The following is a 23,646-nucleotide window of genomic DNA, read 5'->3' as shown; positions in this document are numbered from 1 at the left end:
AATTGATGCCGCAACGGGAGCAGTCATGCGCCATACGCGCTGGAACGGAGTGTTCGTCGTCCTGATGGCCGGGCTGGCCGCGTGCAGCGCGGACACGCCTGCCGAATCGCCGCGGCCGGCCCTGGTGGTGCAGCCCGGCGGTGGCGCGGACGCAGCGCTGTCGGCGTACGCGGGCGAGGTGCGCGCCCGCGAGGAGAGCCCGCTGTCCTTCCGCGTGGGCGGCAACCTGATCCGCCGCAATGTGGACGCCGGTGCCCGCGTGCAGAAGGGCGAGGTGCTGGCGCTGCTGGACCCGGGCGACTTCGCGCTGCAGGCGCAGGCCGCGCAGGCCCAGCTGGCCGCGGCCGAAGCCGACCTGGCCCGCGCGCGCGGCGACCGTGACCGCTACGCCAAGCTGGTCGGCGACCAACTGATCAGCCGGTCCGCCTACGACGCGCAGGTCGCCGCCTACAAGGCGGCCGAGGGCCAGGCACGCGCCGCGCGCGCGCAGATGGACGTCATGCGCAACCAGGAAGGCTATTCGCAACTGCGCGCGCCACGCGACGGCGTCATCGCCAGTCGCCAGGCCGAAGCGGGCCAGGTGGTCGCCGCCGGCCAGACCATCTTCACCCTGGCCGCCGATGGCGGCCGCGAAGTGGCCATCGGCCTGCCGGAGAACCGCATCCGCGAGTTCAGCGTGGGCCAGGCGGTGATGATCGAGCTGTGGAACGCCCCGGGGCAGCGCCTGCCCGGCACCATCCGGGAAATCGCTCCGGCGGCCGACGCGCAGACGCGTACCTACGCCACCCGGGTCAGCCTGGTCGGCGATGCCGTCCAGCAGGTCGAGCTGGGCCAGAGCGCACGCGTCTACGTGCAGGAAAACGGGGCAAAGGCGGCCCTGAAACTGCCGTTGTCCGCCGTGCAGCGCGGCGAAGACGGCAAGACATCCGTCTGGATCGTCGACCCGGCCACCGGCGAGGTGAGGGCCCGGTCCGTGCAGCTGGGCCGCTACGGCGAATCCTCGGTGCCCGTGCTCGCGGGCCTCAAGGCCAGCGAATGGGTGGTCGCGGCCGGCGGCCACCTGCTGCGCGAGGGCCAGACCGTGGCGCCGGTGGACCGCAACAACCGGCCGCTGAAGCCTGCGGCCGGCGGTGGCGCGGCCAACATCGCCTCGCGGCCGGAGTGATGCCATGCGCCGCTTCAACCTCTCCGAGTGGGCACTGACCAATCGCAGCCTGGTGCTGTTCGCGATGATCCTGCTGGGCATCATCGGCGCGTGGTCCTACCGCCATCTGGGCCAGTCCGAGGATCCGCCCTTCACCTTCAAGGCGATGGTGGTGCGCACGGTGTGGCCGGGCGCCACGGCCGACGAGGTCGCGCAGCAGGTCACCGAGCGCATCGAGAAGGCGGTGATGACCACCGGCAACTACGAGTACATCCGCTCGTACTCGCGGCCGGGCGAGTCGCAGGTGATCTTCGCGGCGCGCGACAGCCTGCGCTCGCGGGACATGCCGCAGCTCTGGTACCAGGTGCGCAAGAAGGTCGGCGACATCCGGGCGACCCTGCCGGCCGGCGTGGTGGGCCCGTTCTTCAACGACGAGTTCGGCGACACCTTCGGCAACATCTACGCGCTGACCGGAGAAGGCTTCGACTACGCGGTGATGAAGGACTACGCCGACCGCATCCAGCTGGAACTGCAGCGGGTGGACGATGTCGGCAAGGTGGAACTGGTCGGCCTGCAGGACGAGAAGATCTGGATCGAGCTGTCCAACACCAAGCTGGCCACGCTGGGCATTCCGTTGAGCGCGGTGCAGCAGGCGCTGGAGGAGCAGAACGCGGTGACCCCGGCCGGCTTCTTCGAGACCGCCAGCGACCGCGTGCAACTGCGGGTGAGCGGCGAGTTCACCTCGGTCGACGAGATCCGCGAATTCCCGATCCGTGCCGGTGGGCGCACGGTCAAGCTGGGCGATGTCGCCCGGATCACGCGCGGCTTCGCCGACCCGGCCGCGCCCCGCATGCGCTTCATGGGCCAGCCCGGCATCGGCATCGCGGTGGCGATGAAGGAGGGCGGCGACATCCTCAAGCTGGGGGCGACGCTGGAGGCGGAGTTCCACCGGCTGCAGAAGACCCTGCCGCTGGGCATGGAGCTGCGCAAGGTGTCCGACCAGCCCGCGGCGGTGGAGGCCTCGGTGGGCGAGTTCGTGCGCGTGCTGGCCGAAGCCGTGGTCATCGTGCTGCTGGTCAGCTTCTTCTCGCTGGGCCTGCGCACGGGACTGGTGGTGGCGGTGTCGATCCCGCTGGTGCTGGCGATGACGTTCGCGGTGATGCACTACTTCGGCATCGGCCTGCACAAGATATCGCTGGGCGCGCTGGTGCTGGCGCTGGGCCTGCTGGTCGACGACGCGATCATCGCGGTGGAGATGATGGCCATCAAGATGGAGCAGGGCTTCGACCGCTTGAAGGCGGCCAGTTTCGCCTACGAATCGACGGCGTTCCCCATGCTCACCGGCACGCTGGTGACGGCGGCGGGTTTCCTGCCGATCGCGACGGCCGCCTCCAGCACCGGCGAGTACACGCGGTCGCTGTTCCAGGTGGTGACCATCGCGCTGGTGGTGTCGTGGATCGCGGCGGTGCTTTTCATTCCGTACCTGGGCGACAAGATGCTGCCCGACCTGGGCAACCCGCAACCGCCGAGAGCGGGATCGCTCGCCGCGCGCTGGCACGCCGTCCGCGCCCGGCTGGCGGATCGTTGGCCGCAGTACGCCGGCATGCTCGCACCCAAGGCGCACGACGCGCACGACCACAATCCCTACCACACGCCGTTCTACAACCGCTTCCGCCGCTGGCTGGCGTTCTGCCTGCGGCGTCGCTGGCTGGTGATCGGCGTGACCGCGGCCGCCTTCGTCGCCTCGATCGCGCTGTTCCGCTTCGTGCCGCAGCAGTTCTTCCCGGACTCGGTGCGCCCGGAGCTGATGGTGGACCTGGAGCTGGCCGAAGGCAGTTCGCTGAAGTCCACCGATGCACAGGCGCGCAGGCTGGAGAAACTGCTGGCCACGCGCGAAGGCATCCAGAACTACGTGGCCTACATCGGCACCGGCTCGCCGCGGTTCTACCTGCCGCTGGACCAGCAGCTGCCGCAAGCGCACTTCTCGCAGTTCGTGGTGCTGACCGACGACACCCGGGCGCGCGAGGCCACCCGCCGCTGGCTGATCGAGGAAGTCGCGCCGCAGTTCCCCGAACTGCAGTTCCGCGTGACCCGGCTGGAGAACGGGCCGCCGGTCGGCTACCCGCTGCAGTTCCGCGTGTCCGGCGAGCACACCGACCGGGTACAGGCGATCGCGCGGCAGATGGCGGAAAAGGTGCGCGCCAATCCGCATGTCGCCAACGTCAACCTGGACTGGAGCGAGCCCAGCAAGATCGTGCGCCTGCAGATCGACCAGGACCGTGCGCGTGCGCTCGGCGTCAGCACGGCGCAGGTGTCGCACTTCCTGTCCGGCTCGCTGTCCGGCCTGAGCGTCAGCACCTACCGCGAGGGCAACGAACTGGTGGAGATCCTGTTGCGGGGGCCGGAGGAGGAACGCACGCGACTGGACCTGCTGGGCAGCCTGGCGGTACCCACCAGCAGCGGCGGCAGCGTGCCGCTGTCGCAGATCGCGGACCTGGAGTACGCCTTCGAGGATGGCATCATCTGGCACCGCGACCGCCTGCCGACGGTGACGGTGCGCGCCGACCTCAACAGCGACGAAGTGACCGCGCCGACGGTGGTGGCGCAGATCCTGCCCACCCTGGAGGAGATCCGCTCCGCGCTGCCGCAGGGGTACCTGCTGGAGACGGGCGGTACCGTGGAAGATTCGGCGCGTGGCCAGAAGTCCATCGCCGCCGGCATGCCGCTGTTCCTGCTGGCCGTGACCACGCTGCTGATGCTGCAGCTGCGCAGCTTCTCGCGGATGGCGCTGGTGCTGCTGACCGCGCCGCTGGGGTTGATCGGGGTGACGCTGGCGTTGCTGGTGTTCCGGGTGCCGTTCGGCTTCGTCGCCATGCTGGGCACCATCGCGCTGGCCGGCATGATCATGCGCAATTCGGTGATCCTGGTGGACCAGATCGACCAGGACATCCGGGCCGGCCACGACCGCTGGCACGCCATCATCGATGCGACCGTGCGGCGCTTCCGTCCCATCGTGCTGACCGCGCTCGCCGCCGTGCTGGCGATGATCCCGCTGTCGCGCAGCGCGTTCTTCGGGCCCATGGCCGTCGCCATCATGGGCGGCCTGACGGTGGCCACGGTGCTGACCCTGTTCTTCCTGCCGGCGCTGTATGCGGCCTGGTTCAAGGTCAGGCCGGAGCCGGACGCAAGCGCCCGCGGCTAGTCCCGGCATGCGACGGGGGATTCAAGAAGGCCCCCGCCGCAGCCGATACTGGGAGGGTTGAAGCCCTCCGGACTCCGTGCCCTCGTGCGCCGCCTGTCGATCCCCGGCCTTTGCCTGCTGGCGCTGCTTGCCGCGGTGCCCGCGTGGGCGCTCGACCCTGCGCGCAGGGTGGACGAGTACACGCTCGCGCACTGGACGATGGAGGACGGGCTGCCCCACAACCTGGTGCATACGATCAGCCAGGACGCCGAGGGCTACCTGTGGGCGGGGACCTGGGAAGGCGCCGCGCGTTTCGATGGCCGCCGCTTCACGCCGTACGACGCCGGCACCGTGCAGGGACTGGAGGTGGAAGGCGTGCGCGCCATCGTGCCCGACCCGCGCGGCGGCATGGTGCTGAGCCTGGGCCGGATCGGGCCGGGCCTGGTGCGCGTCCATCAAGGCCGCTGGGAACGCCTGCCCGGCCAGGCCGGCACGCTGCCGGACGTGTCCGTGCTGAGGTTCGGGCCGGACGGTACGTTGTGGATCGGCACGGACCACTCGCTCTTCAGCCTGCAGCGCGATGGCCGCCTGCGCGACGTCGGCGGCACCCATGCCGGGCTGGCGAACGAACGCGTGCAGGCCATCCTGCCGCTGCCGGACGGGCAGGCCCTGGTGGGCAACCGGCATGGCCTGTTCCGGATCGCCGGTGGCCGCGTGCAGGACTGGGGACGCGCGCAGGGCCTGCCGGATACGTCCGTGCTGGCGATCCAGGCCTCGCGCTGGGGCGGTGTGCTGGTGGGCGGCAGCGCCGGCGTGTGGCGGCTGGCGCAGGGACGCGCGCGGCAGATCACCGCCGAACGTGCCGAAGCCATGCTGGAAGACCGCAACGGCAACCTGTGGATCTCCACCCTGGACGGCCTGCGCCGGTACTTCCAGGGGCGTTACGAGACGCTGGGCGAACGCAACGGTCTGATGGGGCGCCTGGCGCCGGCGCTGTTCGAGGATCGCGACGGCCTGTTGTGGGTGGGAACCACCAACGGCCTGTTCCGGCTGTCGGACGGTCCCGTGTTCGGGCTGGGCCGCAGCAGTGGCCTGCGCGACATCTACGTGCGCAGCATCATCGAACGGCCGGGACAGGGGGTCTGGATCGGCCATCCCATGGGGGTCGATGTCTGGGATGGCGGAACGGCCAGGGCGGTGTCGCTGGCGTTCGATGGCAAGTCCGACCCCTCGGTGCTGTCGCTGGCCAATGCGCGCGATGGCGGCCTGTGGGTGGGGACGTACGACCAGGGCGTGATCCACCTGCCGGCTGCGACCGGCACGGTGCACGGCGTTCCCTGGCGCATCGACGAGGCGCGCGGCCTGCCCTCCAACCATGTGCGGGCCCTGCTGGAACGTGCGGACGGTTCCCTGTGGATCGGCAGCAACGAAGGCGTCACCGTCTATCGGGACGGCCGCATCGCACGTCATTACGCCGCGGGCCAGGCGCTGCCGGACGGCAATGTGTACGTGCTCCACGAAAGCGGCATCGGCGAGCTGTGGATCGGCACCAGCAATGGCATGGCGGTGATGCGCCGGGACGGGACGGTGCGGACGTGGAAGCCGAAGACGGGATTCCCGGCGGTGGCGGCGTTCGATTTCCTGTCCGACCCGGACGGCAGCCTGTGGATCGCCACCGATCGCGGCCTGCTGCACTGGCGCGATGGGCGCTTCGTGCAGTTCGACCACCGCCAGGGTTTGCCGAACAATCGCCTGTTCCGGCTGCTGGAGGACGAAAACGGCGACTTCTGGGCGTCCAGCAACCGTGGCGTGTTCCGCGTCTCGCGGCCGGCGCTGACCGCGGTGGAGAACGGCCACCTGGCGCGATTGCCGGTGGAGGCCTTCACCCAGGCCGACGGCCTGCCCAGCAGCCAGGCCAACGGGGCCAGCGCGCCGGCCGGCTGGCGCATGCGCGATGGCAAGCTGTGGTTCGCCACCGCCAACGGCGTGGGCGTGATCGATCCGGACGACGCCCGCCGCCAGCGCGCCAAGGGCATCACCCTGGTGGTGGAGGCCGTCGAGGCCGATGGCCGCGTGCTGGCCGCGCAGCCGCACCACGCCCTGCCCGCCGACACGCGGCGCGTGGTGATCCGGTTCACCGGCCTCAACCAGCGCGCGCCCGAGCGCCTGCGCTACCGCTACCGCATGGTGGGCTTCGACCGCGACTGGATCGAGACCGACAACGGCATCGCCCACGACGCGGTGTACACCAACCTGCCCGCGGGCCAGCTGCGCTTCGAGGTGCAGGCGATGAACGCCCCCGCGGACTGGACGCGCAAGGAGGGCGTGGCGATGCAGACGGTGACCTTCGACAAGGCCGCACCGTGGTGGATGCGCGCCTGGGCGATGGCCGCCTATCTGTTGCTGCTCGGGCTGGCGGGATGGGGCGTGCTGGCGCTGCTGACGCGCCGCCAGCGCCAACGCCAGCGCCGGCTGGAAGCGCTGGTGGAGGCCCGCACGTCCGAACTGAGCGAGAAGAACGCACAACTGGAGCAGGCCGGCCAGGCGCACGCGCACCTGCTGGAGCAACTGGCCTACCAGGCGCGCCACGATCCGCTCACCCGCCTGGCGAACCGCCGCGCCGGCGATGCGTTCCTGGCCGAAGCGCGCGAGGCCAGCCTTCGCGAAGGCCGCCCGCTGTGCGTGGCGCTGCTGGACATCGACCACTTCAAGTCGGTCAACGACCGCTACGGCCATGCCTTCGGCGATGAGGTGCTGTCGCAGGTGGCGGCCGTGGCCGAACGGCTGGCCGGCGGCCACGACGGCGTGCTGATCGCGCGCTACGGCGGTGAGGAATTCCTGGTATGCCAGCAGCTGCCATGGGGCGTCGCGCGTGCGCGGCTGGAAGTGCTGCGCGAGGGCATCGCGCAGGCCGCCATCGACGCGCCCGATGGCAGCCAGCTGCACTGCACCGTCAGCATCGGCATGGCCGACCTGCAGCCCGGACAGACCCTGCGCGACCTGCTGCGCGAGGCCGATGAGCGCCTGTACCGCGCCAAGCAGCAGGGACGCAACCGGATGGTGTCGAACTGAGCACGCCTCCGCGGCGGGGGATCAGTCGCGCAGCTCGGCCACGTAGCAGTGCGCCTGCATCTGCTCGATCACCGCCTGGGCGGCGACCTGCGTGGACACGCCGCGGCCGCCGGTGGCCAGGTCGTTGGTGAACACCTGTGCGTTCAGTGCGGCGTCCACCGCGCGTTCGATGCAGTCGGCCTCTTCGTGCAGGCCCAGCGAATGGCGCAGCAGCAAGGCGCAGCTGAGAATGGTGGCGTACGGGTTGGCGATGCCCTTGCCGGCGATGTCGGGCGCGGAACCGTGGATGGGTTCGTACAGGCCGACCTTGCCGTCGCCCAGCGAGGCCGACGGCAGCAGGCCCAGCGAGCCGGCCAGCATCGAGGCCTCGTCGGTGAGGATGTCGCCGAACATGTTCTCGGTGACGATCACGTCGTACTCCCGCGGCTTGGCCAGCAGGTGCATCGCCATCGAGTCGACCAGCTGGTGCTCCAGCTTCACGTCGGGGAATTCCTCGCGGCCGATGCGCGAGGCCACGTCGCGCCACAGGCGCGAGGTCTCCAGCACGTTCGCCTTGTCCACCGACACCAGGTAGCTGCGGCGTTGGCGGGCCAGCCTGAAGGCGCTGCGCACCACGCGCTCGATCTCGCCGACCGAATAGCTGCACAGGTCGCTGGCGCCGCGCGCATCGCGGGTCTTCTCGCCGAAGTAGATGCCGCCGGTCAGCTCGCGCACCACCACGATGTCCACGCCGGTCAGCAGGTGCGGCTTGATGGGCGAGGCGTTCAGCGCGGCCGGGTGCGGACGCACGGGGCGCAGGTTGGCGAACAGCCCCAGGCCCTTGCGCAGCGCCAGCAGGCCCTGCTCGGGGCGCACCTTCGCGTTGGGGTCGGACCATTTCGGCCCGCCGACCGCGCCCAGCAGCACGGCATCGGCCTGCTGGCAGCCCTGCAGCGTGGCCTGTGGCAGCGGCTCGCCGTGCCGGTCGATGGCGATGCCGCCGATGTCGTATTCGCGGAAGTCGAAGCTGTGGCCGTGGCGGCGCGCCAGCGTGCGCAGCACGGCGACGGCGGCGGCGGTGACTTCGGGACCGATGCCGTCCCCGGGCAGTACGGCGATGTCAGCGTGCATGGCGGGTAGCCTCGTAGGTTTCGATGTCGGTGTGGCGGGCCAGCAGGTAGCCCAGTTCGTCCACGCCTTCCAGCAGGCAGGTCTGCGCGAAGGCGTCCAGCGGGAAGCCGAAGACGGAACCGTCGGGCGCCCGCAGTTCGCGTGCGGCGACGTCGATGGTCAGTTCGTCGTCCGGCCGTTCCATCAACGACTGCACGATCTCCTCCGGCAGCACGATGGGCAGCAGGCCGTTCTTCAGGCTATTGTTGCGGAAGATGTCGGCGATCTCGCTGCTGACGATGGCGCGCAGGCCCAGGTCGGTCAGCGCCCAGGGCGCATGCTCGCGCGAGGAGCCGCAGCCGAAGTTGCGGCCGGCCAGCAGGATGCTGCGGCCCTGGTTCTCCGGCTGGTTGAACGGGAACGCCGGGTTCGGCGACCCGTCGGCCTGCCAGCGCCAGTCGTTGAAGGCGCTGCGACCCAGGCCCGCGCGTTCGGTCGTGGACAGGAAGCGCGCGGGGATGATCTGGTCGGTGTCGATGTTGGTCTGCGCCAACACCACGCTCTTCGAGCGCAGTTCGCGGAACCCGGCCATCACGCCACCTCCTTCTGCGCGCGGAACAGTTCGCGCGGATCGCTGACGTGGCCGTTCACCGCGGCCCACGCTGCCGTCAGCGGCGACGCCAGCAGCGTACGGGCGCCGGGTCCCTGGCGGCCTTCGAAGTTGCGGTTGCTGGTGCTCACGGCCAGTTGGCCGGGCGCGACCAGGTCGCCGTTCATCGCGATGCACATGGAACAGCCCGGTTCACGCCACTCGGCGCCGGCTTCGCGCACGATGCGGTCGATGCCCTCGGCCTCGGCCTGGCGCTTGACGATCTCCGAACCGGGCACCACCAGCATGCGCACGCCCGCGGCGACCCTGCGCCCATCCAGGACCTGCGCCACTTCGCGCATGTCGCGCAGGCGGCCGTTGGTGCACGATCCCACGAACACCACGTCCACCGGCGTCCCCGCCACCGCATGGCCGGCGCTCAGGCGCATGTAGTCCAGGCCCTTCTGGTCGGCGGCATTGGCAGGTGCGGGAATCGGCGCATCCACCGCGATCGCGGTGCCCGGGTGCGTGCCCCAGGTCAGGGTGGGGCGGATGTCGGCGGCATCTACGCGCACTTCCGCGTCGAACACCGCGCCCTCGTCGCTGCGCAGCGTCTTCCAGTAGGCGACGGCGGTGTCAAACGCCTCGCCCTTGGGCCCGCGCGGCGTCTTCGCCACCCAGTCGAACGTGGTCTGGTCCGGCGCCACCATGCCGGCGCGCGCGCCGGCTTCGATGGACATGTTGCACAGGGTCATGCGCTGCTCCATGTCCAGCGCCTCGATGGCGCTGCCGCGGAACTCGAGCACGTGGCCGGTGCCGCCGTTGACGCCGATCACGCCGATCACGTGCAGCACGATGTCCTTGGCGCCCACGCCGGGGGCGAGCACGCCATCGACGGTGATGGCCATCGTCCTGGGACGGCGCTGCAGCAGGCACTGCGTGGCCAGCACGTGGCCGACCTCGCTGGTGCCGATGCCGAACGCCAGCGACCCGAACGCGCCGTGCGTGCTGGTGTGGCTGTCGCCGCAGACGATGGTCATGCCCGGCAGGGTGAAGCCCTGCTCGGGCGCGATGACGTGGACGATGCCGCGGTTCGGCGAGGCCATGTCGAACAGCTCGATGCCGTACTCGGCGCAGTTGCGCGCCAGCGTGTCGACCTGCGTCTCCGCGGCCTGCGTGTAGTACGGCAGCCTGCCGTCGGGCCCGGCGGGCAAGGTGGGCGTGGAATGGTCCATCGTCGCCTTGGTGCGGTCCGGGCGCCGCGGCGCCAGGCCGCGCGCCCTCAGCTCGGTGAAGGCCTGCGGCGAGGTGACCTCGTGGATCAGGTGCAGATCGATGTACAGCACGGCGGGGGCCGCGTCGGTCTCGGGGACCACGACGTGGGCGTCCCACAGTTTGTCGAAGAGTGTGCGTGGCGCGGTCATGCGGGGTTCCGGTGGTGCATCGGGGATGGAGAAGTGAGGGGTGAGTGGAGAGGAGTGAGGAGTGAGTGGTGAGGAGTGAGGGAGGGCAGTGCTTCTACTCACTCCTCACTCCTCTCCACTCACTCCTGCCTCTCAAGCCGCAGCCGCTTCCTGCTTCTCGGCGCGACGCTGCCGCAGCAGGCGGTTGGCGACATCCAGCCATGCCAGCGCGCTGGCCTCGATGATGTCCTTGCTGGTCCCGGTGCCCTCGTAGTCCTCGCCATCGCAGCGCACCGACAGGCTGGCTTCGCCGCGCGCGTCCGCACCGATGCCGACGCTGTGCACCTGGTAGCTCTCCAGCTGCAGTTGCACGCCGGTGGCGGCGGCCAGCGCGCTGAACAATGCATCGACCGGCCCGTTGCCCTGCGCCGTTTCCGACACGCGGTTGCCGTCCGGATCCGACAGTTCCACCAGCGCATTGGCGCGGCTGCCGACATCGCTGATGGTCATCGACGCCAGGCGGTAGCCGTCGCTGACCGCCGCGTCCTGCATCAGCGCCTGCAGGTCGGCATCGCCGACCACACGCTGCTTCTCGCACAGCGCCTTGAACTGTTCGAACACCAGCTTCAGCTCGTCCTCTTCCAGCCAGTAGCCCAGCGCGCGCAGGCGCTGCTCCACCGCGGCGCGGCCGCTGTGGCGGCCCAGCACCATCTGCGACGACGGCCAGCCCACGTCCTGCGGCTGCATGATCTCGTAGGTGCCGCGGTGGCGCAGCATGCCGTGCTGGTGGATGCCGGATTCGTGGGCGAACGCGTTGGCGCCGACGATCGCCTTGTTGCGCTGGACGGGCATGCCGACCAGGCGCGACAGCAGCTGCGAGGTCGGCACGATCCGGCGCGTGTCGATGCGCGTGTCCAGGTTGTAGAAGGCGTTGCGTACCTTCAGCGCCATCACCAGTTCCTCGATGGCGCAGTTGCCGGCGCGCTCGCCGATGCCGTTGATCGAGCCTTCCACCTGGCGCGCGCCGCCTTCGATGGCGGCCAGCGAATTGGCCACCGCCAGGCCCAGGTCGTTGTGGCAGTGCGCGCTGAATATCACCTTGTCGGCGCCCGCCACATTGGCGATCGCGCGCTCGAACATGCCGCGGATCTCTTCCGGCGTGGTGAAGCCCACCGTGTCCGGCAGGTTGATGGTGGTCGCGCCGGCCGCGATGGCGGCGGCGATCGCCTGATGCAGGAAATCCTCCTCGGTGCGGGTGGCGTCCTCGGCGGAGAACTCGATCTCGTCGATGTGGCCCCGGGCCAGGCGTACGTGCCTGTCGATGGACTCCAGCACCTGCTCGCGGCTCATGCGCAGCTTGTGTTCGCGGTGCAGCGGGCTGGTGGACAGGAACAGGTGCAGGCGCGGCTTCGCAGCGGCGGCCACGGTGCGCAGCGAGGTCTCGATGTCCGCCGCCAGGCAGCGCGACAGCACCACCAGCGTGGTCTCGCGCAGCTCGCGCGCGATCATCGCGTGCGCTTCGCGGTCGGACTGCGAACTGGCCGGGAAGCCGGTTTCGATGGCATCCACGCCCAGCTCGGCCAGGCCCCGCGCCATGACCAGCTTCTGTTGCGGCGTCATGCTGCAGCCGGGGGATTGCTCGCCATCGCGCAGGGTGGTGTCGAAGATGCGGATATGCGTGGGGGACGGATGGGTGGGCGTGTTCACCAGATGGGTTCCTCGTGTACTTCTGTTTCCATGGCGGGGGCCTCGTATCGGCGCGCACCGGTCTTTGCGGGGGATGGGTGGACGGCCGCGCGCGGTGCGCGGCCGCGGGCAAGCGAGGGCTCGCCCTCGGCGTTGCGGCGGCGTGGCTTGCGCGGCGGACGCGGGCGCACGTCGGACAGCAGCTGCGCCAGCACGGTGGCGTCGATGTTGCCGCCGGACACCACCGCGCACTTGCGCCTGCCGGCCACGCGGCGACCCGCCGCCAGCGCCAGCGCACCGGCGCCCTCGGCGATCAGGTGTTCTTCCAGCGCCAGCCGCACCAGGGTCTCGCGCAGTTCGGCTTCGCGCACGGTCACCACGTCGTCCAGCAGCTGCGTGCACAGGCGCCGGGTGATGAAGCCGGGCACCTTCACCCGTACGCCGTCGGCCAGCGAAGCCACCGGGTTGACCGGCGTGAGGTCGCCCTTCATCGCGCGGATCATCGAATCCACGCCCTCGACCTGGGCCCCGACCACGCGCACGCCCTGCGACTTCAGCGCCAGCGCCACGCCGGAGGCCAGGCCGCCGCCGCCGATGGGCACGATGACGACATCGGGCGTGTAGGGAGCGATCTCGATGCCCACCGTGCCCTGGCCGGCGATCACGTCCGGATCGTCGAAGGCGGACAGGAAGCGGTAGCCGTTCTGTTCGGCCAGTTCCCTGGCGAAGGCGAAGGCTTCGTCGTAGCTGTCGCCGTGCTGGCGCACGGTGGCACCCCAGTGCGCCACCCCGGCGATCTTGGTCGCCGGTGCGCCGTGCGGCATCACGGTGATGGCCTGCACGCCCAGCCGGTAAGCGGCCCAGGCCAGGCCCTGCGCATGGTTGCCCGCCGATGCCGCGATCACCGGGCGGCGGTCGCCGCGCTCGCGCGCGGCCAGCAATGCATTCAGCGCGCCCCGCACCTTGTACGAACCGGTGCGCTGCAGGTTTTCCAGTTTCAGCATCACGCCGAAGCGTTCGGCGTGATGCATCGGGGTGGGCGGCAGGTAACGGCGCAGCCGCGCCTGCGCCGCCAGCACGTCGGCCACGGTGACGGCGACGTCGCCTACGTCGGGGTCGGTACCGGCGGGGGCGCGGCCGGCATCAGGCATCGCGGCACGCGAACGGCTGATGTCGAAGAAGACGCCTCCGGACCACGGCGTCCGCGTTGGCGGGCGTGGCATTCATGCGGCGCGGTCCTGGTGGCGGCGGTCCCTGCTCAGTTCCTGCACCGCGCTGAAGGACAGTTCCTCCACATCGTAGATCTTCAGCAGTTGCTGGCGCAGCGTCTCCGGCGCGCGGGTGCTGTCGATCACCAGCGCCAGCGCCCAATAGCCTTCGCCGTCGTGGGTGGCATGGACCGCGTGGGGCGGAAAGCCGCGGCGCTCGATCATGCCCAGGACGCGCAGCAACGCGCCTTCGGCAGGTTTGAGCCTGAGTTCAAGCCGGTAACGCATTCTTCTTCTCCGGGCCGTCGGCCGCGACGGCAGGCTCGGCGGATGGTTTTGCGGGATTGGCGTCCAGCATCGAGCTGTTGGCGTGGTTCGGCGGCACCAGCGGCCAGACGTTGGCCTTGATGTCGATGGTGACGTGCAGCAGCGCCGGGCCCGGCTGGGCCAGCAGGTCGGCCAGGCCGTCCTCGACTTCGTCGCGCCGGCTGATGTGGCGGGCCGGTATGCCGAACACGCGCGCCAGCGCGGCGAAGTCGGGATTGTCCGACAGGTCGATCTCGCTGTAGCGCTCGGCGAAGAACAGCTCCTGCCACTGCCGCACCATGCCCAGCGCGCTGTTGTCGATCAGCACGATCTTCACCGGCAGCTTGCAGCGGGCGATGGTCGCCAGCTCCTGCACGTTCATCATGAAGCCGCCATCGCCATTGACCAGCACCACGGTGCGGTCGGGGCAGGCGAACTGCGCGCCCATCGCCGCCGGCAGGCCGAAGCCCATCGTGCCCAGCGCGCCGCTGGTCAGGTGGTTGCGCGGATGGGCGAACCCGCAATGCTGCGCCACCCACATCTGGTGCTGGCCCACGTCGCAGGCGATGATCGCGTCGTCCGGCGCCACTTCGCTCAGCCGCTTCAGCAGGCCGGGCGCGTAGATGTCGCTGCCGGGCGCGTCGTAGCGGAAGCCGAAACGCTCGCGGTTGCCCACGCAGCGCTTGCGCCACTCGTCGCAGGTGCTGCGTGCCGCGGTCAGCGCCTTCAGGCTGGTGGCGACGTCGCCGGGAACCGCGATGTCGGCGGTGCGCAGCTTGCCGATCTCGTAGGCGTCGGCATCCACGTGCAACACGCGGGCGAACGGCGCGAACTCGGCCAGCTTGCCGGTGGCGCGGTCGTCGAAGCGCGCGCCCACCACGATCAGCAGGTCGCACTCCTGCACCGCCATGTTGGCCGCGCGCGTGCCGTGCATGCCCAGCATGCCCAGGTAATGCGGGTGGCCGGCGGGCAGGGCGCCCAGGCCGCGCAGGGTCAGCACGGTGGGGATCTTCGTCGCGTCGACGAACTGGCGGAAGGCGTCCACCGCGTCGGCGATGCCGATGCCGCCGCCGCCGTAGATCACCGGCTTCTCGGCACCGGCGATCGCGGCCAACGCCTCGGCCAGCTTGGCATCTTCCGGCGCGGGAACCGGATCGACGCCGGCCGGCACGTGGGCCGGCAAGTGCGAGGCGTCGGCCATCTGCACGTCCTTCGGCAGGTCGATCAGCACCGGGCCGGGACGCCCTTCGCGCGCGATGCGGAAGGCCTCGCGCACCATGGTCGGCAGGTCGTCCACGCGCCGGGCGACGAAGCTGTGCTTCACGATCGGCAGGGTCAGGCCGAACACGTCCAGTTCCTGGAACGCATCGGTGCCCATCAGGGTGGTGGCGACCTGGCCGGTCAGGCAGACCATCGGCACCGAGTCGAGCATCGCGTCGGCGATGCCGGTCACCAGGTTGGACGCACCGGGACCGGAGGTGGCCACGCACACGCCGACCTTGCCGCTGGCGCGCGCATACCCGTTCGCCGCCAGCGCCGCGCCCTGCTCGTGGCGCACCAGGATGTGCTTCAGGTTGGAATCCACCAGCGCGTCGTAGAACGGCATGATGGTGCCGCCCGGGTAGCCGAACAGCGTGTCCACGCCCTCGGCTTCCAGGGCGTGGGCCAGCCAGCGGGCGCCATTGCGTGGGGCAGTGGCCGCGGCGGCGTTCATGCGGCGGCCTGCTCGTCTGTATCCGGTTGCGCGGCGTTGGCCTGCAGCCACACCATCTTCGCGCGCAGTTCCTTGCCGACCTTCTCGATGGGGTGGTCCTTGTCGGCCTGCTGGAACTTCTTGTAGTTCGGCAGGCCTGCGTCGTACTCGGCCTGCCAGTTGCGGGTGAAGGTGCCGTTCTGGATGTCGGTCAGCACGTCCTTCATGCGCGCCTTCACCGACGCGTCGATGACGCGCGGGCCGCTGACGAAGTCGCCGTACTGCGCGGTCTCGGAGATGAATTCCAGCATGCGGGTGATGCCGCCTTCGTAGAACAGGTCGACGATCAGCTTCAGCTCGTGCAGCACTTCGTAATAGGCAATTTCCGGCTGGTAGCCGGCTTCCACCAGCGTCTCGAAGCCGGCCTGCACCAGCGACGAGGCGCCGCCGCACAGCACGGCCTGTTCACCGAACAGGTCGGTCTCGGTCTCTTCCTTGAACGTGGTCTTGATGATGTTGGCGCGCGCGCCGCCCAGGCCGCCGGCGTAGGCCAGCGCGAACTGCTCGGCCTTGCCGCTCTTGTCCTGGTAGACGGCGTAGATGCAGGGCACGCCGCGGCCGATCTCGTATTCGCGGCGCACCAGCGCGCCCGGGCCCTTCGGCGCCACCAGCACCACGTCCAGGTCGGCGCGCGGCTCGATCATGCCGAAGTGCACGTTCAGGCCGTGCGCGAACAGCAGCACGGCGCCCTGCTTCATGTTCGGCGCCAGCACCTCGTTGTAGAGCTTCTTCTGCACCATGTCCGGCGTCAGCACCGCCACCAGGTCGGCGTCCTTCACCGCATCGGCCACCGCCTTCACCGCGAAGCCGTCGGCCTGCGCCTTCGCTTCGGTCGGGCCGCCCGGGCGCAGGCCCACCGTGACGTCGAAGCCGGAATCGCGCAGGTTCAGCGCGTGCGCGCGGCCCTGGCTGCCGTAGCCGACGACGGTGATCTTGGGTTGCGGGAGAGCGTTGGCGGTGGTCATGGCGCGGGTTTTCCTGAGGGTTGATGGGGTATCGAAGGGGCTTAAACAAAAAACCCCGCACTTCTCAGTGCGGGGTTTTGCGAATCTGGCGTTTCTGCTGCTTACACGCCGGTCCGTCCCGCACTTGTGGGCGAGGTAATAAGGACGAGTACGAGGAAGGACGCCGCAGAGGCTGCGGTGAGGCCGGTCGTCGTGGGTGTGTGGCGCTGCAACATGCGGCAAGGGAAACATGCCGCTCCAAAGCGTGTCAAGCGCTTTTGCGCCGATTGCGACGATCGGATGATTTCAGTCGATATGGTTGCAACTGAAACCGTGAAAAGCCAGCAGAATCAAGGCTTCCCACGTCATCGCCGCACCGTTGGTTTTCATGCCCGAGTACCGTTCCAGGACCTCCACCCACGGCCGCAACATGGCCGGCGCCCGCGCGCTGTGGCGCGCCACCGGCATGAAGGACGAGGACTTCCACAAGCCCATCGTGGCGGTGGCCAACTCCTTCACCCAGTTCGTCCCGGGCCATGTGCACCTCAAGGACCTCGGGCAGCTGGTGGCGCGCGAGATCGAACGGGTCGGCGGCGTCGCCAAGGAATTCGACACCATCGCCGTGGACGACGGCATCGCGATGGGCCACGACGGTATGCTGTACTCGCTGCCGTCGCGCGAGGTGATCGCCGACTCGGTGGAGTACATGGTCAACGCGCACTGCGCCGATGCGCTGGTGTGCATCTCCAACTGCGACAAGATCACCCCCGGCATGCTGATGGCCGCGCTGCGGCTGAACATCCCGACGGTGTTCGTCTCCGGCGGGCCGATGGAAGCCGGCAAGACGCGCCTGGCCGACCACAAGCTCGACCTCGTCGATGCGATGGTGATGGCGGCCGACCCGAACGTGTCCGACGAGGAGGTCGCCGCGGTCGAGCGCAGCGCCTGTCCCACCTGCGGTTCGTGCAGCGGCATGTTCACCGCCAACTCGATGAACTGCCTGACCGAGGCGCTGGGGCTGTCGCTGCCGGGTAATGGCACCGTGGTCGCCACGCATGCGGACCGCGAGCAGTTGTTCAAGCGCGCCGGCGTGCTGGCGGTGGAGCTGTGCCACCGCTGGTACGGCGGCGAGGATGCGACGGCGCTGCCGCGCGGCATCGCCACGCTGGAAGCGTTCGAGAACGCGATGACGCTGGACATCGCGATGGGCGGTTCCACCAATACCATCCTGCACCTGCTGGCCGCGGCGCAGGAGGCCGAGGTGCCCTTCGACATGCGCGACATCGACCGCCTGTCGCGCCGCGTGCCGCAGCTGTGCAAGGTGGCGCCCAACACGCAGAAGTACCACATCGAGGACGTGCACCGCGCCGGCGGCATCATGGCCATCCTCGGCGAGCTCGCACGCGGCGGCCTGCTGCATACCGATGTCGCCACCGTGCATGCGAAGTCGCTGGGGGAGGCGATCGCGAAGTGGGACGTGGCCGGCAACCCCGATGACGCGGTCGCCACGTTCTACAAGGCGGGCCCCGCCGGCATCCCCACCCAGGTCGCCTTCAGCCAGGCCACGCGCTGGCCGTCGCTGGACACCGACCGCGCGGAAGGCTGCATCCGCAGCGTCGAGCACGCGTTCTCGCAGGAGGGTGGCCTGGCCGTGCTGTACGGCAACATCGCTGTCGATGGCTGTGTGGTGAAGACGGCCGGCGTGGACGAGTCGATCCACGTGTTCGAAGGCACTGCGCGCGTGTTCGAAAGCCAGGACGCGGCCGTGGCCGGCATCCTGGGCGATGAAGTGAAGGCGGGCGACGTGGTGGTGATCCGCTACGAAGGCCCGAAAGGCGGGCCCGGCATGCAGGAGATGCTGTACCCGACCAGCTACCTGAAATCGAAAGGACTGGGCAAGCAGTGCGCGCTGCTGACGGATGGCCGCTTCTCCGGCGGCACCTCCGGCCTGTCGATCGGGCATGCGTCGCCGGAAGCGGCGGCGGGCGGCGCGATCGGCCTGGTGCGCGACGGCGACCGCATCCGCATCGATATTCCGCAACGTGCCATCTCGCTGCTGGTCGCCGACGACGAACTGGCGGTGCGTCGCGCCGAGCAGGACGCGAAGGGCTGGAAGCCGGCCCAGCCGCGCGCGCGCAGGGTCAGCACGGCGCTCAAGGCCTATGCCCTGCTCGCGACCAGCGCCGACAAGGGCGCGGTACGCGACAGGCAGCTGCTGGATGGTGTCTGATAGCGGGATGATCCGCGCCTTTCTTTTCGTTGTCCTTTCGCTGCTGTCCGTTCCGCCCGCGTGGGCCCAGAAAACGCCGCCACGCGCCTGGGTGATCGCCACCTATGCGTATCCGCAGCGCGACCGCGCCGCCGCGATCCAGCCGCTGGCGGACTATCTGGGCCTGCGCGCCCGGCATCCCGTGCAGATCCGCCTGTTCGACTCGCCCACGGCGCTGGTCGATGCGCTGCGGCATGGCGAGGCCGATGTCGCCGTGCCCAATCTGCATGGGTATCTGCAGGCGCGGCGTGCGAGCGAGCCGCTGACGACGCTGCCCGTGCCGCAGGTGCCGGCGCTGCAGGCCGACCGCTACCGCGCCGTGCTGGTCGGCCGGCAGGGGCTGGAGGCGCCGGGCGAACTGGAACGGCAGGCGCGGACGTTGCGTCTGGCCCTGGTCGGCCGCGATTCGGCCTCGGGCGGCTTCGTGCCGGTGCGCGAACTGCGCCGGCGCGGCCTGGCGCCGGATGCAGGCTTCGCCCACGTTGCGTACGCCGGCTCGCATGCGGCGGCCCTGGAGGCCGTGGCGAGCGGTCGCGCCGACGTGGCCGCGCTCGCGGCCGATGTCTACGACGCCGCCCGCCCGGCCGGCGTGGTCGAACTGTGGCGTTCCGATCCCATCCCGCCCGGCCCGCTGCTGTGTCGTCCCGCGGCCGACGTGCCGTGCCAGCAGTTCACGGCCTGGCTGCTGGAGGCGCACGACCAGGCCCCGGCCGTGATGGCGGCGCTGCGGGCGGGCTGGCCGGAGTTTGGAGATGCCACGGTCTTCGTCGTGGCGGACCCTGTGCGGCTGTCCCAGGTTGTCCTGGAAGACCCCTGAGTTCCGGGTACCGCTGAACAGGCGTCTCAATCCGTCTCTCCCCCGGCCGCTATCGGGTAGGGAGGAGAGCGTGATGTCAGCGACGGAACAAATGCAGGCGACCACCGCAAACGGCGGCATCGCCCTGCCGGATGCGCCGGTGGGGCTGATGCGGCTGGATGCATCAGCGCGCGTGGTGGCCGCCAACCGCGCCGCCTGGGACCTGTTGGCGCTGGCGCCGGAGCAGGTGCTGGGCCAGCCCTGCGACATCCTCTGGGGATTGCCGCCGTCGGCCCTGCACGATGAGGAGGGCACCTGGCATGCGCCCGGGGGCGACCCCGCGCGCCGCATCCGCTACCAGGCCGACCGCGACGGAGAAGGCTGGCTGCTCTCCCTGCCGCACCCCGAGACGGCCGCGATGCTGCGCGATGTGGCGCGACTGGCGCAAGGCGAAGACCCCGCCGTCGTCGCGTCGCCCGCATTGCAGGTGCTCGCACAGCGCATGGCCGACGCGGCGCGTGAGCGCGTGCTGCTCGAGCGCATCGGGGAACGGCTCGGAAGCTGCGATCTGGACCTGACGTTGCCGCCGGACCAGGCGCCGCATCCCCTGTCGCGCCAGATCGCCGCCGGCTTCGGCAACCTGGCCGAGGCGATCCGGCAAGCCGTCTCGCTGTCGGTACAGGTGGCAGCGGAAGTGCCCCACCTGGTGGGCGAGAACAGCGAGCTGCTGGACCAGTCGCAGGCCCAGGTCGCCGCACTCGATACCGTGCTGGATGCGACGCGACGCCTGCTGCAAGGGCTGCAGGGCGCGGGCGAGGAACTGCAGGCGGTCATCCAGGTCGCGGCCAGTGCCGACGCCAGCGCGCGCCACGGCATGGAGGCCGCACGCCAACTGGGCGAGGCCATGCGGGAAGTGGAGCGGCGCTCCGCACGGGCGGGCGAGGTCATCGAAGTGATCGATGCCGTCGCCTTCCAGACCAACATCCTCTCGATCAACGCGAGCATCGAAGCGGCGCGCGCGGGCCCCGCCGGACGCGGCTTCGCCGTGGTCGCGACGGAAATCCGCCGGCTGGCCGAGCAGGCCGCGACGGCGGCGCGCGACGTGCGCGTGATCCTCGACGAAAGCGGCCGCGCGCTGGGCGAGAGCGCCGCCTCGGCCGAGGCCACCGGCCAGGTGCTGGGCGGCATCGGCGACCTGCTGGCGCGTGCGAGCAAGGCGATGGACTCGGTGGTCGAACGGGTGTCGGCCCAGGATGGGGAGATCACCTCCATCGATGCCGCCGTCGAGCGCGTCGCCGCATTGAGCCGAAGCAACCTGGAGCATGCGGGCCATGTCGCCGCGCGCGGCAAGGCCCTGGCGCAGGGCGCGGATACCCTGCGCGACTGCGTGGGCCTGTTCCGCCTGCCGGCCGATCCGCTCGGCCACCGCCGCCATGCGCGCGTGCGCGACCTGGCGCAGGCGGCGGCTGCGCAGGTGGGCGGGGCGCTGGAGCAGGCCCTGCATGACGGGCGCATCGATGAGGACGCCCTGTTCTCGCGCGACTACGCGCCCATCCCGGGCGTGACGCCCGCCAAGTTCACCACGCCCTTCGACCGGCTGTGCGATGAGGTGCTGCCCGCGCTGCAGGAGCCGGTCGCCGCACGCCATCCGTGGATCGTGTTCGCCATCTGCGCCAATCCCGACGGCTACGTGCCCACCCACAACCTGCGCTTCAGCCAGCCCCTGACCGGCGATCCGGCGCAGGATCTGGTCGGCAACCGCACCAAGCGCCTGTTCACCGACCGGGTGGGCCGCACGGTCGGCGCGCACACCGACCCCTACCGGCTGCAGGTCTATCGGCGGGATACCGGTCAGATCATGTTCGACCTGTCCGTGCCCGTGTACGTGGCCGGGCGGCACTGGGGCGGATTCCGCGTGGGCTATACCCTGGAATGACGTCGCGGCCCGGCGGTTTGTGGTCTAATTCGCCCCGAAGCGGGGGTATCGCCGGCCGGGCCGGTGATTGAGACAGACCCTTCGAACCTGATCCGGTTGAGACCGGCGTAGGGAAGCTTCGCAGGCTGCGCCGTGTTGCCGTGTCGTCCCCTCCGTGGGCCCGCCATCCGTCCGCCGCCGCGCCGCCGCTTCGTCCCCGTGATGCGAATCCTCGCGTCTCGCTCTGCGAATCCCTCGCAAGAGCCCGCACATCCCGTGCGGGGATTCAGAAAGGACGATGCCGATGAATGCCATTCCCAAGTCCGCCGCCGATCTGCTGCAACAGACCGGGCAACTCTCCGAATCGGTGACGCGTCCGATTCCCGGTTCACGGAAGATCTTCGTGCAGGGCTCCCGCGCGGACCTGCAGGTGCCCATGCGCGAGATCGCGCTGACGCAGACCCCCACCATCTTCGGCGGCGAGGAAAATCCGCCCGTCACCGTGTACGACACCTCGGGCCCGTACACCGATCCGGCCGCGACCATCGACCTGGCCGCCGGCCTGCCCGCGCTGCGCGCGAAGTGGATCGAGGAGCGCGGGGACACCGAACAGTTGCCGGCCCTCAGCTCGGAGTTCGGCCGTTCCCGCGAAACCGACCCGAAGCTGGACAGCGTGCGCTTCCCCGGCCGTATCCTGCCGCGGCGCGCGAAGGCCGGCGCCAACGTCAGCCAGATGCACTACGCCAGGCGCGGTATCGTCACGCCCGAAATGGAATACGTCGCCATCCGCGAGAACCAGCGGCTGGAGGCGGTGCGCGATGCGATGCTGCTGAAGCAGCACCCGGGCGAAGCCTTCGGCGCCAGCATCCAGACGTCCATCACCCCGGAGTTCGTCCGCGACGAGATCGCCCGCGGGCGCGCCATCCTGCCCAACAACATCAACCACCCGGAAAGCGAGCCGATGATCATCGGCCGCAACTTCCTGACCAAGATCAACGCCAACATCGGCAACAGCGCAGTGTCCTCGGGTATCGCCGAGGAAGTGGAGAAGCTGGTGTGGGCGATCCGCTGGGGCGGCGACACGGTGATGGACCTGTCCACGGGCAAGCACATCCACGAGACGCGCGAGTGGATCATCCGCAACTCGCCGGTGCCCATCGGCACGGTGCCAATCTACCAGGCCCTGGAGAAGGTCGATGGCCGGGCCGAGGCGCTGACGTGGGAGATCTTCCGCGACACGCTGATCGAGCAGGCCGAGCAGGGCGTGGACTACTTCACCATCCATGCCGGCGTGCTGCTGCGCCACGTGCCGCTGACGGCCAAGCGCGTGACCGGCATCGTCTCGCGCGGCGGCTCGATCATGGCCAAGTGGTGCCTGGCGCACCACCGGGAGAACTTCCTCTACACGCACTTCGAGGACATCTGCGAGATCATGAAGGCCTACGACGTGGCCTTCAGCCTCGGCGACGGCCTGCGCCCGGGCTGCATCGCCGACGCCAACGACGCGGCGCAGTTCGGCGAGCTGGAGGCGCTGGGCGAGCTGACGAAGATCGCGTGGAAGCACGACGTGCAGTGCATGATCGAAGGCCCCGGCCATGTCCCGATGCAGCTGATCAAGGAGAACATGGACAAGCAGCTACGCGAGTGCGGCGAGGCGCCGTTCTACACGCTCGGCCCGCTGACCACCGACATCGCGCCCGGGTACGACCACATCACCAGCGCCATCGGCGCGGCGATGATCGGCTGGTACGGCACCGCGATGCTCTGCTACGTGACGCCGAAGGAGCACCTGGGCCTGCCCAACCGCCAGGACGTGCGCGACGGCATCATGGCCTACAAGATCGCCGCGCACGCGGCCGACCTGGCCAAGGGCCATCCCGGTGCGCAGGTGCGCGACAACGCGCTCAGCAAGGCGCGCTTCGAGTTCCGCTGGGAGGACCAGTTCCACCTGGGCCTGGATCCGGAGAAGGCCAAGGAATTCCACGACGAGACCCTGCCCAAGGAGGCGCACAAGCTGGCGCACTTCTGCAGCATGTGCGGGCCGCACTTCTGCAGCATGAAGATCACCCAGGACGTGCGCGACTACGCGGCCGAGCACGGGGTGGACGAGGCCAGGGCACTGGAGGCCGGCATGGCCGAGAAGTCGGCCGAGTTCCTGGCCCAGGGGGCGCAGGTGTATCGTCAGGGCTGAACGCGGACGCGGGCCCTGCGACGGATAGGCCCGCATCCCCGTACTTGTGGACACGGCCCGCCGCAGGGGTGGGCCCGTGCCGAACCTACGGAGACCTGCC

General features: G+C 69.9%; 15 protein-coding genes and 1 riboswitch. Of the genes, 7 read left to right on the top strand and 8 right to left on the bottom strand.

Going from position 1 to position 23,646, the window contains the following annotated elements:
• The first annotated feature begins 25 nt into the window (after positions 1-25).
• The 3 genes from MUU77_RS16255 (at position 26) to MUU77_RS16245 (ending at position 7,397) form a co-directional block, all read left to right on the top strand.
• Complete coding sequence (locus tag MUU77_RS16255) at positions 26-1,165, top strand: efflux RND transporter periplasmic adaptor subunit (protein ID WP_245088974.1); 1,140 nt, start codon at positions 26-28, stop codon at positions 1,163-1,165.
• 4 nt (positions 1,166-1,169) lie between these two features.
• Positions 1,170-4,346: an efflux RND transporter permease subunit gene (locus tag MUU77_RS16250; protein WP_245088971.1), complete on the top strand. Its 3,177-nt coding sequence runs from the start codon at positions 1,170-1,172 to the stop codon at positions 4,344-4,346.
• Positions 4,347-4,430: 84 nt separating this feature from the next.
• Positions 4,431-7,397: a ligand-binding sensor domain-containing diguanylate cyclase gene (locus tag MUU77_RS16245; protein WP_245088968.1), complete on the top strand. Its 2,967-nt coding sequence runs from the start codon at positions 4,431-4,433 to the stop codon at positions 7,395-7,397.
• A gap of 21 nt (positions 7,398-7,418) precedes the next feature.
• Here the strand turns inward: MUU77_RS16245 and leuB are convergent, their stop codons facing one another.
• From leuB to ilvC, 8 genes are all read right to left on the bottom strand, one after another.
• Positions 7,419-8,507 carry a 3-isopropylmalate dehydrogenase gene (leuB, locus tag MUU77_RS16240; RefSeq protein WP_245088965.1) on the bottom strand — a complete coding sequence of 363 codons (1,089 nt, stop codon included), beginning with the start codon at positions 8,505-8,507 and terminating at the stop codon, positions 7,419-7,421.
• On the bottom strand, positions 8,497-9,078 hold the full coding sequence (leuD, locus tag MUU77_RS16235) for a 3-isopropylmalate dehydratase small subunit (protein ID WP_245088962.1): 582 nt from the start codon (positions 9,076-9,078) through the stop codon (positions 8,497-8,499). The genes leuB and leuD overlap by 11 nt, the downstream gene beginning before the upstream one ends.
• Positions 9,078-10,499, bottom strand: coding sequence for a 3-isopropylmalate dehydratase large subunit (leuC, locus tag MUU77_RS16230; protein WP_245088959.1), 1,422 nt, complete (start codon positions 10,497-10,499; stop codon positions 9,078-9,080). The genes leuD and leuC overlap by 1 nt, the downstream gene beginning before the upstream one ends.
• A 132-nt stretch (positions 10,500-10,631) precedes the next feature.
• Complete coding sequence (locus MUU77_RS16225; protein ID WP_245088956.1) at positions 10,632-12,185, bottom strand: 2-isopropylmalate synthase; 1,554 nt, start codon at positions 12,183-12,185, stop codon at positions 10,632-10,634.
• Positions 12,182-13,315: a threonine dehydratase gene (locus MUU77_RS16220; protein WP_245088953.1), complete on the bottom strand. Its 1,134-nt coding sequence runs from the start codon at positions 13,313-13,315 to the stop codon at positions 12,182-12,184. The genes MUU77_RS16225 and MUU77_RS16220 overlap by 4 nt, the downstream gene beginning before the upstream one ends.
• 72 nt (positions 13,316-13,387) lie before the next feature.
• Entirely contained in the window at positions 13,388-13,660 is a 273-nt protein-coding gene (locus tag MUU77_RS16215) for an ACT domain-containing protein (RefSeq protein ID WP_245088950.1), read from the bottom strand.
• Entirely contained in the window at positions 13,644-15,392 is a 1,749-nt protein-coding gene (gene ilvG / locus MUU77_RS16210; protein WP_245088947.1) for an acetolactate synthase 2 catalytic subunit, read from the bottom strand. The genes MUU77_RS16215 and ilvG overlap by 17 nt, the downstream gene beginning before the upstream one ends.
• Entirely contained in the window at positions 15,389-16,396 is a 1,008-nt protein-coding gene (ilvC, locus tag MUU77_RS16205; RefSeq protein ID WP_245088944.1) for a ketol-acid reductoisomerase, read from the bottom strand. Before ilvC ends, ilvG begins: the two co-directional genes overlap by 4 nt.
• Before the next feature lie 367 nt (positions 16,397-16,763).
• Here ilvC and ilvD point away from each other — a divergent pair, with 367 nt between their 5' ends.
• The 4 genes from ilvD (at position 16,764) to thiC (ending at position 23,546) form a co-directional block, all read left to right on the top strand.
• A complete protein-coding gene (gene ilvD, locus MUU77_RS16200; RefSeq protein ID WP_245088941.1) occupies positions 16,764-18,605 on the top strand; it encodes a dihydroxy-acid dehydratase in 1,842 nt (613 codons plus the stop codon).
• A 7-nt stretch (positions 18,606-18,612) separates the two neighbouring features.
• Positions 18,613-19,461 (top strand): PhnD/SsuA/transferrin family substrate-binding protein, encoded by an 849-nt coding sequence (locus tag MUU77_RS16195; protein WP_245088939.1) that lies wholly within the window; start codon positions 18,613-18,615, stop codon positions 19,459-19,461.
• 73 nt (positions 19,462-19,534) lie between these two features.
• Entirely contained in the window at positions 19,535-21,376 is a 1,842-nt protein-coding gene (locus MUU77_RS16190; protein WP_245088937.1) for a methyl-accepting chemotaxis protein, read from the top strand.
• A 31-nt stretch (positions 21,377-21,407) separates the two neighbouring features.
• Positions 21,408-21,508, top strand: a riboswitch (TPP riboswitch).
• A gap of 151 nt (positions 21,509-21,659) precedes the next feature.
• A complete protein-coding gene (gene thiC / locus MUU77_RS16185) occupies positions 21,660-23,546 on the top strand; it encodes a phosphomethylpyrimidine synthase ThiC (protein ID WP_245088935.1) in 1,887 nt (628 codons plus the stop codon).
• The last annotated feature ends 100 nt before the right edge of the window (positions 23,547-23,646 follow it).

This window comes from Pseudoxanthomonas sp. F37 (assembly GCF_022965755.1).
Taxonomy (GTDB): domain Bacteria; phylum Pseudomonadota; class Gammaproteobacteria; order Xanthomonadales; family Xanthomonadaceae; genus Pseudoxanthomonas_A.
Note: the sequence above shows the minus strand (reverse complement) of the source record. Positions and strands in the feature narration are given on the sequence as shown.

Bases quoted from the DNA above. Each gene is read 5' to 3' on its own strand.
- MUU77_RS16255 (WP_245088974.1), top strand. From the start codon at position 26: ATGCGCCATACGCGCTGGAACGGAGTGTTCGTCGTCCTGATGGCCGGG.
- MUU77_RS16250 (WP_245088971.1), top strand. From the start codon at position 1,170: ATGCGCCGCTTCAACCTCTCCGAGTGGGCACTGACCAATCGCAGCCTG.
- leuB (WP_245088965.1), bottom strand. From the start codon at position 8,507: ATGCACGCTGACATCGCCGTACTGCCCGGGGACGGCATCGGTCCCGAA.
- leuD (WP_245088962.1), bottom strand. From the start codon at position 9,078: ATGGCCGGGTTCCGCGAACTGCGCTCGAAGAGCGTGGTGTTGGCGCAG.
- leuC (WP_245088959.1), bottom strand. From the start codon at position 10,499: ATGACCGCGCCACGCACACTCTTCGACAAACTGTGGGACGCCCACGTC.
- MUU77_RS16220 (WP_245088953.1), bottom strand. From the start codon at position 13,315: ATGCCTGATGCCGGCCGCGCCCCCGCCGGTACCGACCCCGACGTAGGC.
- MUU77_RS16215 (WP_245088950.1), bottom strand. From the start codon at position 13,660: ATGCGTTACCGGCTTGAACTCAGGCTCAAACCTGCCGAAGGCGCGTTG.
- ilvG (WP_245088947.1), bottom strand. From the start codon at position 15,392: ATGAACGCCGCCGCGGCCACTGCCCCACGCAATGGCGCCCGCTGGCTG.
- ilvC (WP_245088944.1), bottom strand. From the start codon at position 16,396: ATGACCACCGCCAACGCTCTCCCGCAACCCAAGATCACCGTCGTCGGC.
- ilvD (WP_245088941.1), top strand. From the start codon at position 16,764: ATGCCCGAGTACCGTTCCAGGACCTCCACCCACGGCCGCAACATGGCC.
- MUU77_RS16195 (WP_245088939.1), top strand. From the start codon at position 18,613: ATGATCCGCGCCTTTCTTTTCGTTGTCCTTTCGCTGCTGTCCGTTCCG.
- MUU77_RS16190 (WP_245088937.1), top strand. From the start codon at position 19,535: ATGTCAGCGACGGAACAAATGCAGGCGACCACCGCAAACGGCGGCATC.
- thiC (WP_245088935.1), top strand. From the start codon at position 21,660: ATGAATGCCATTCCCAAGTCCGCCGCCGATCTGCTGCAACAGACCGGG.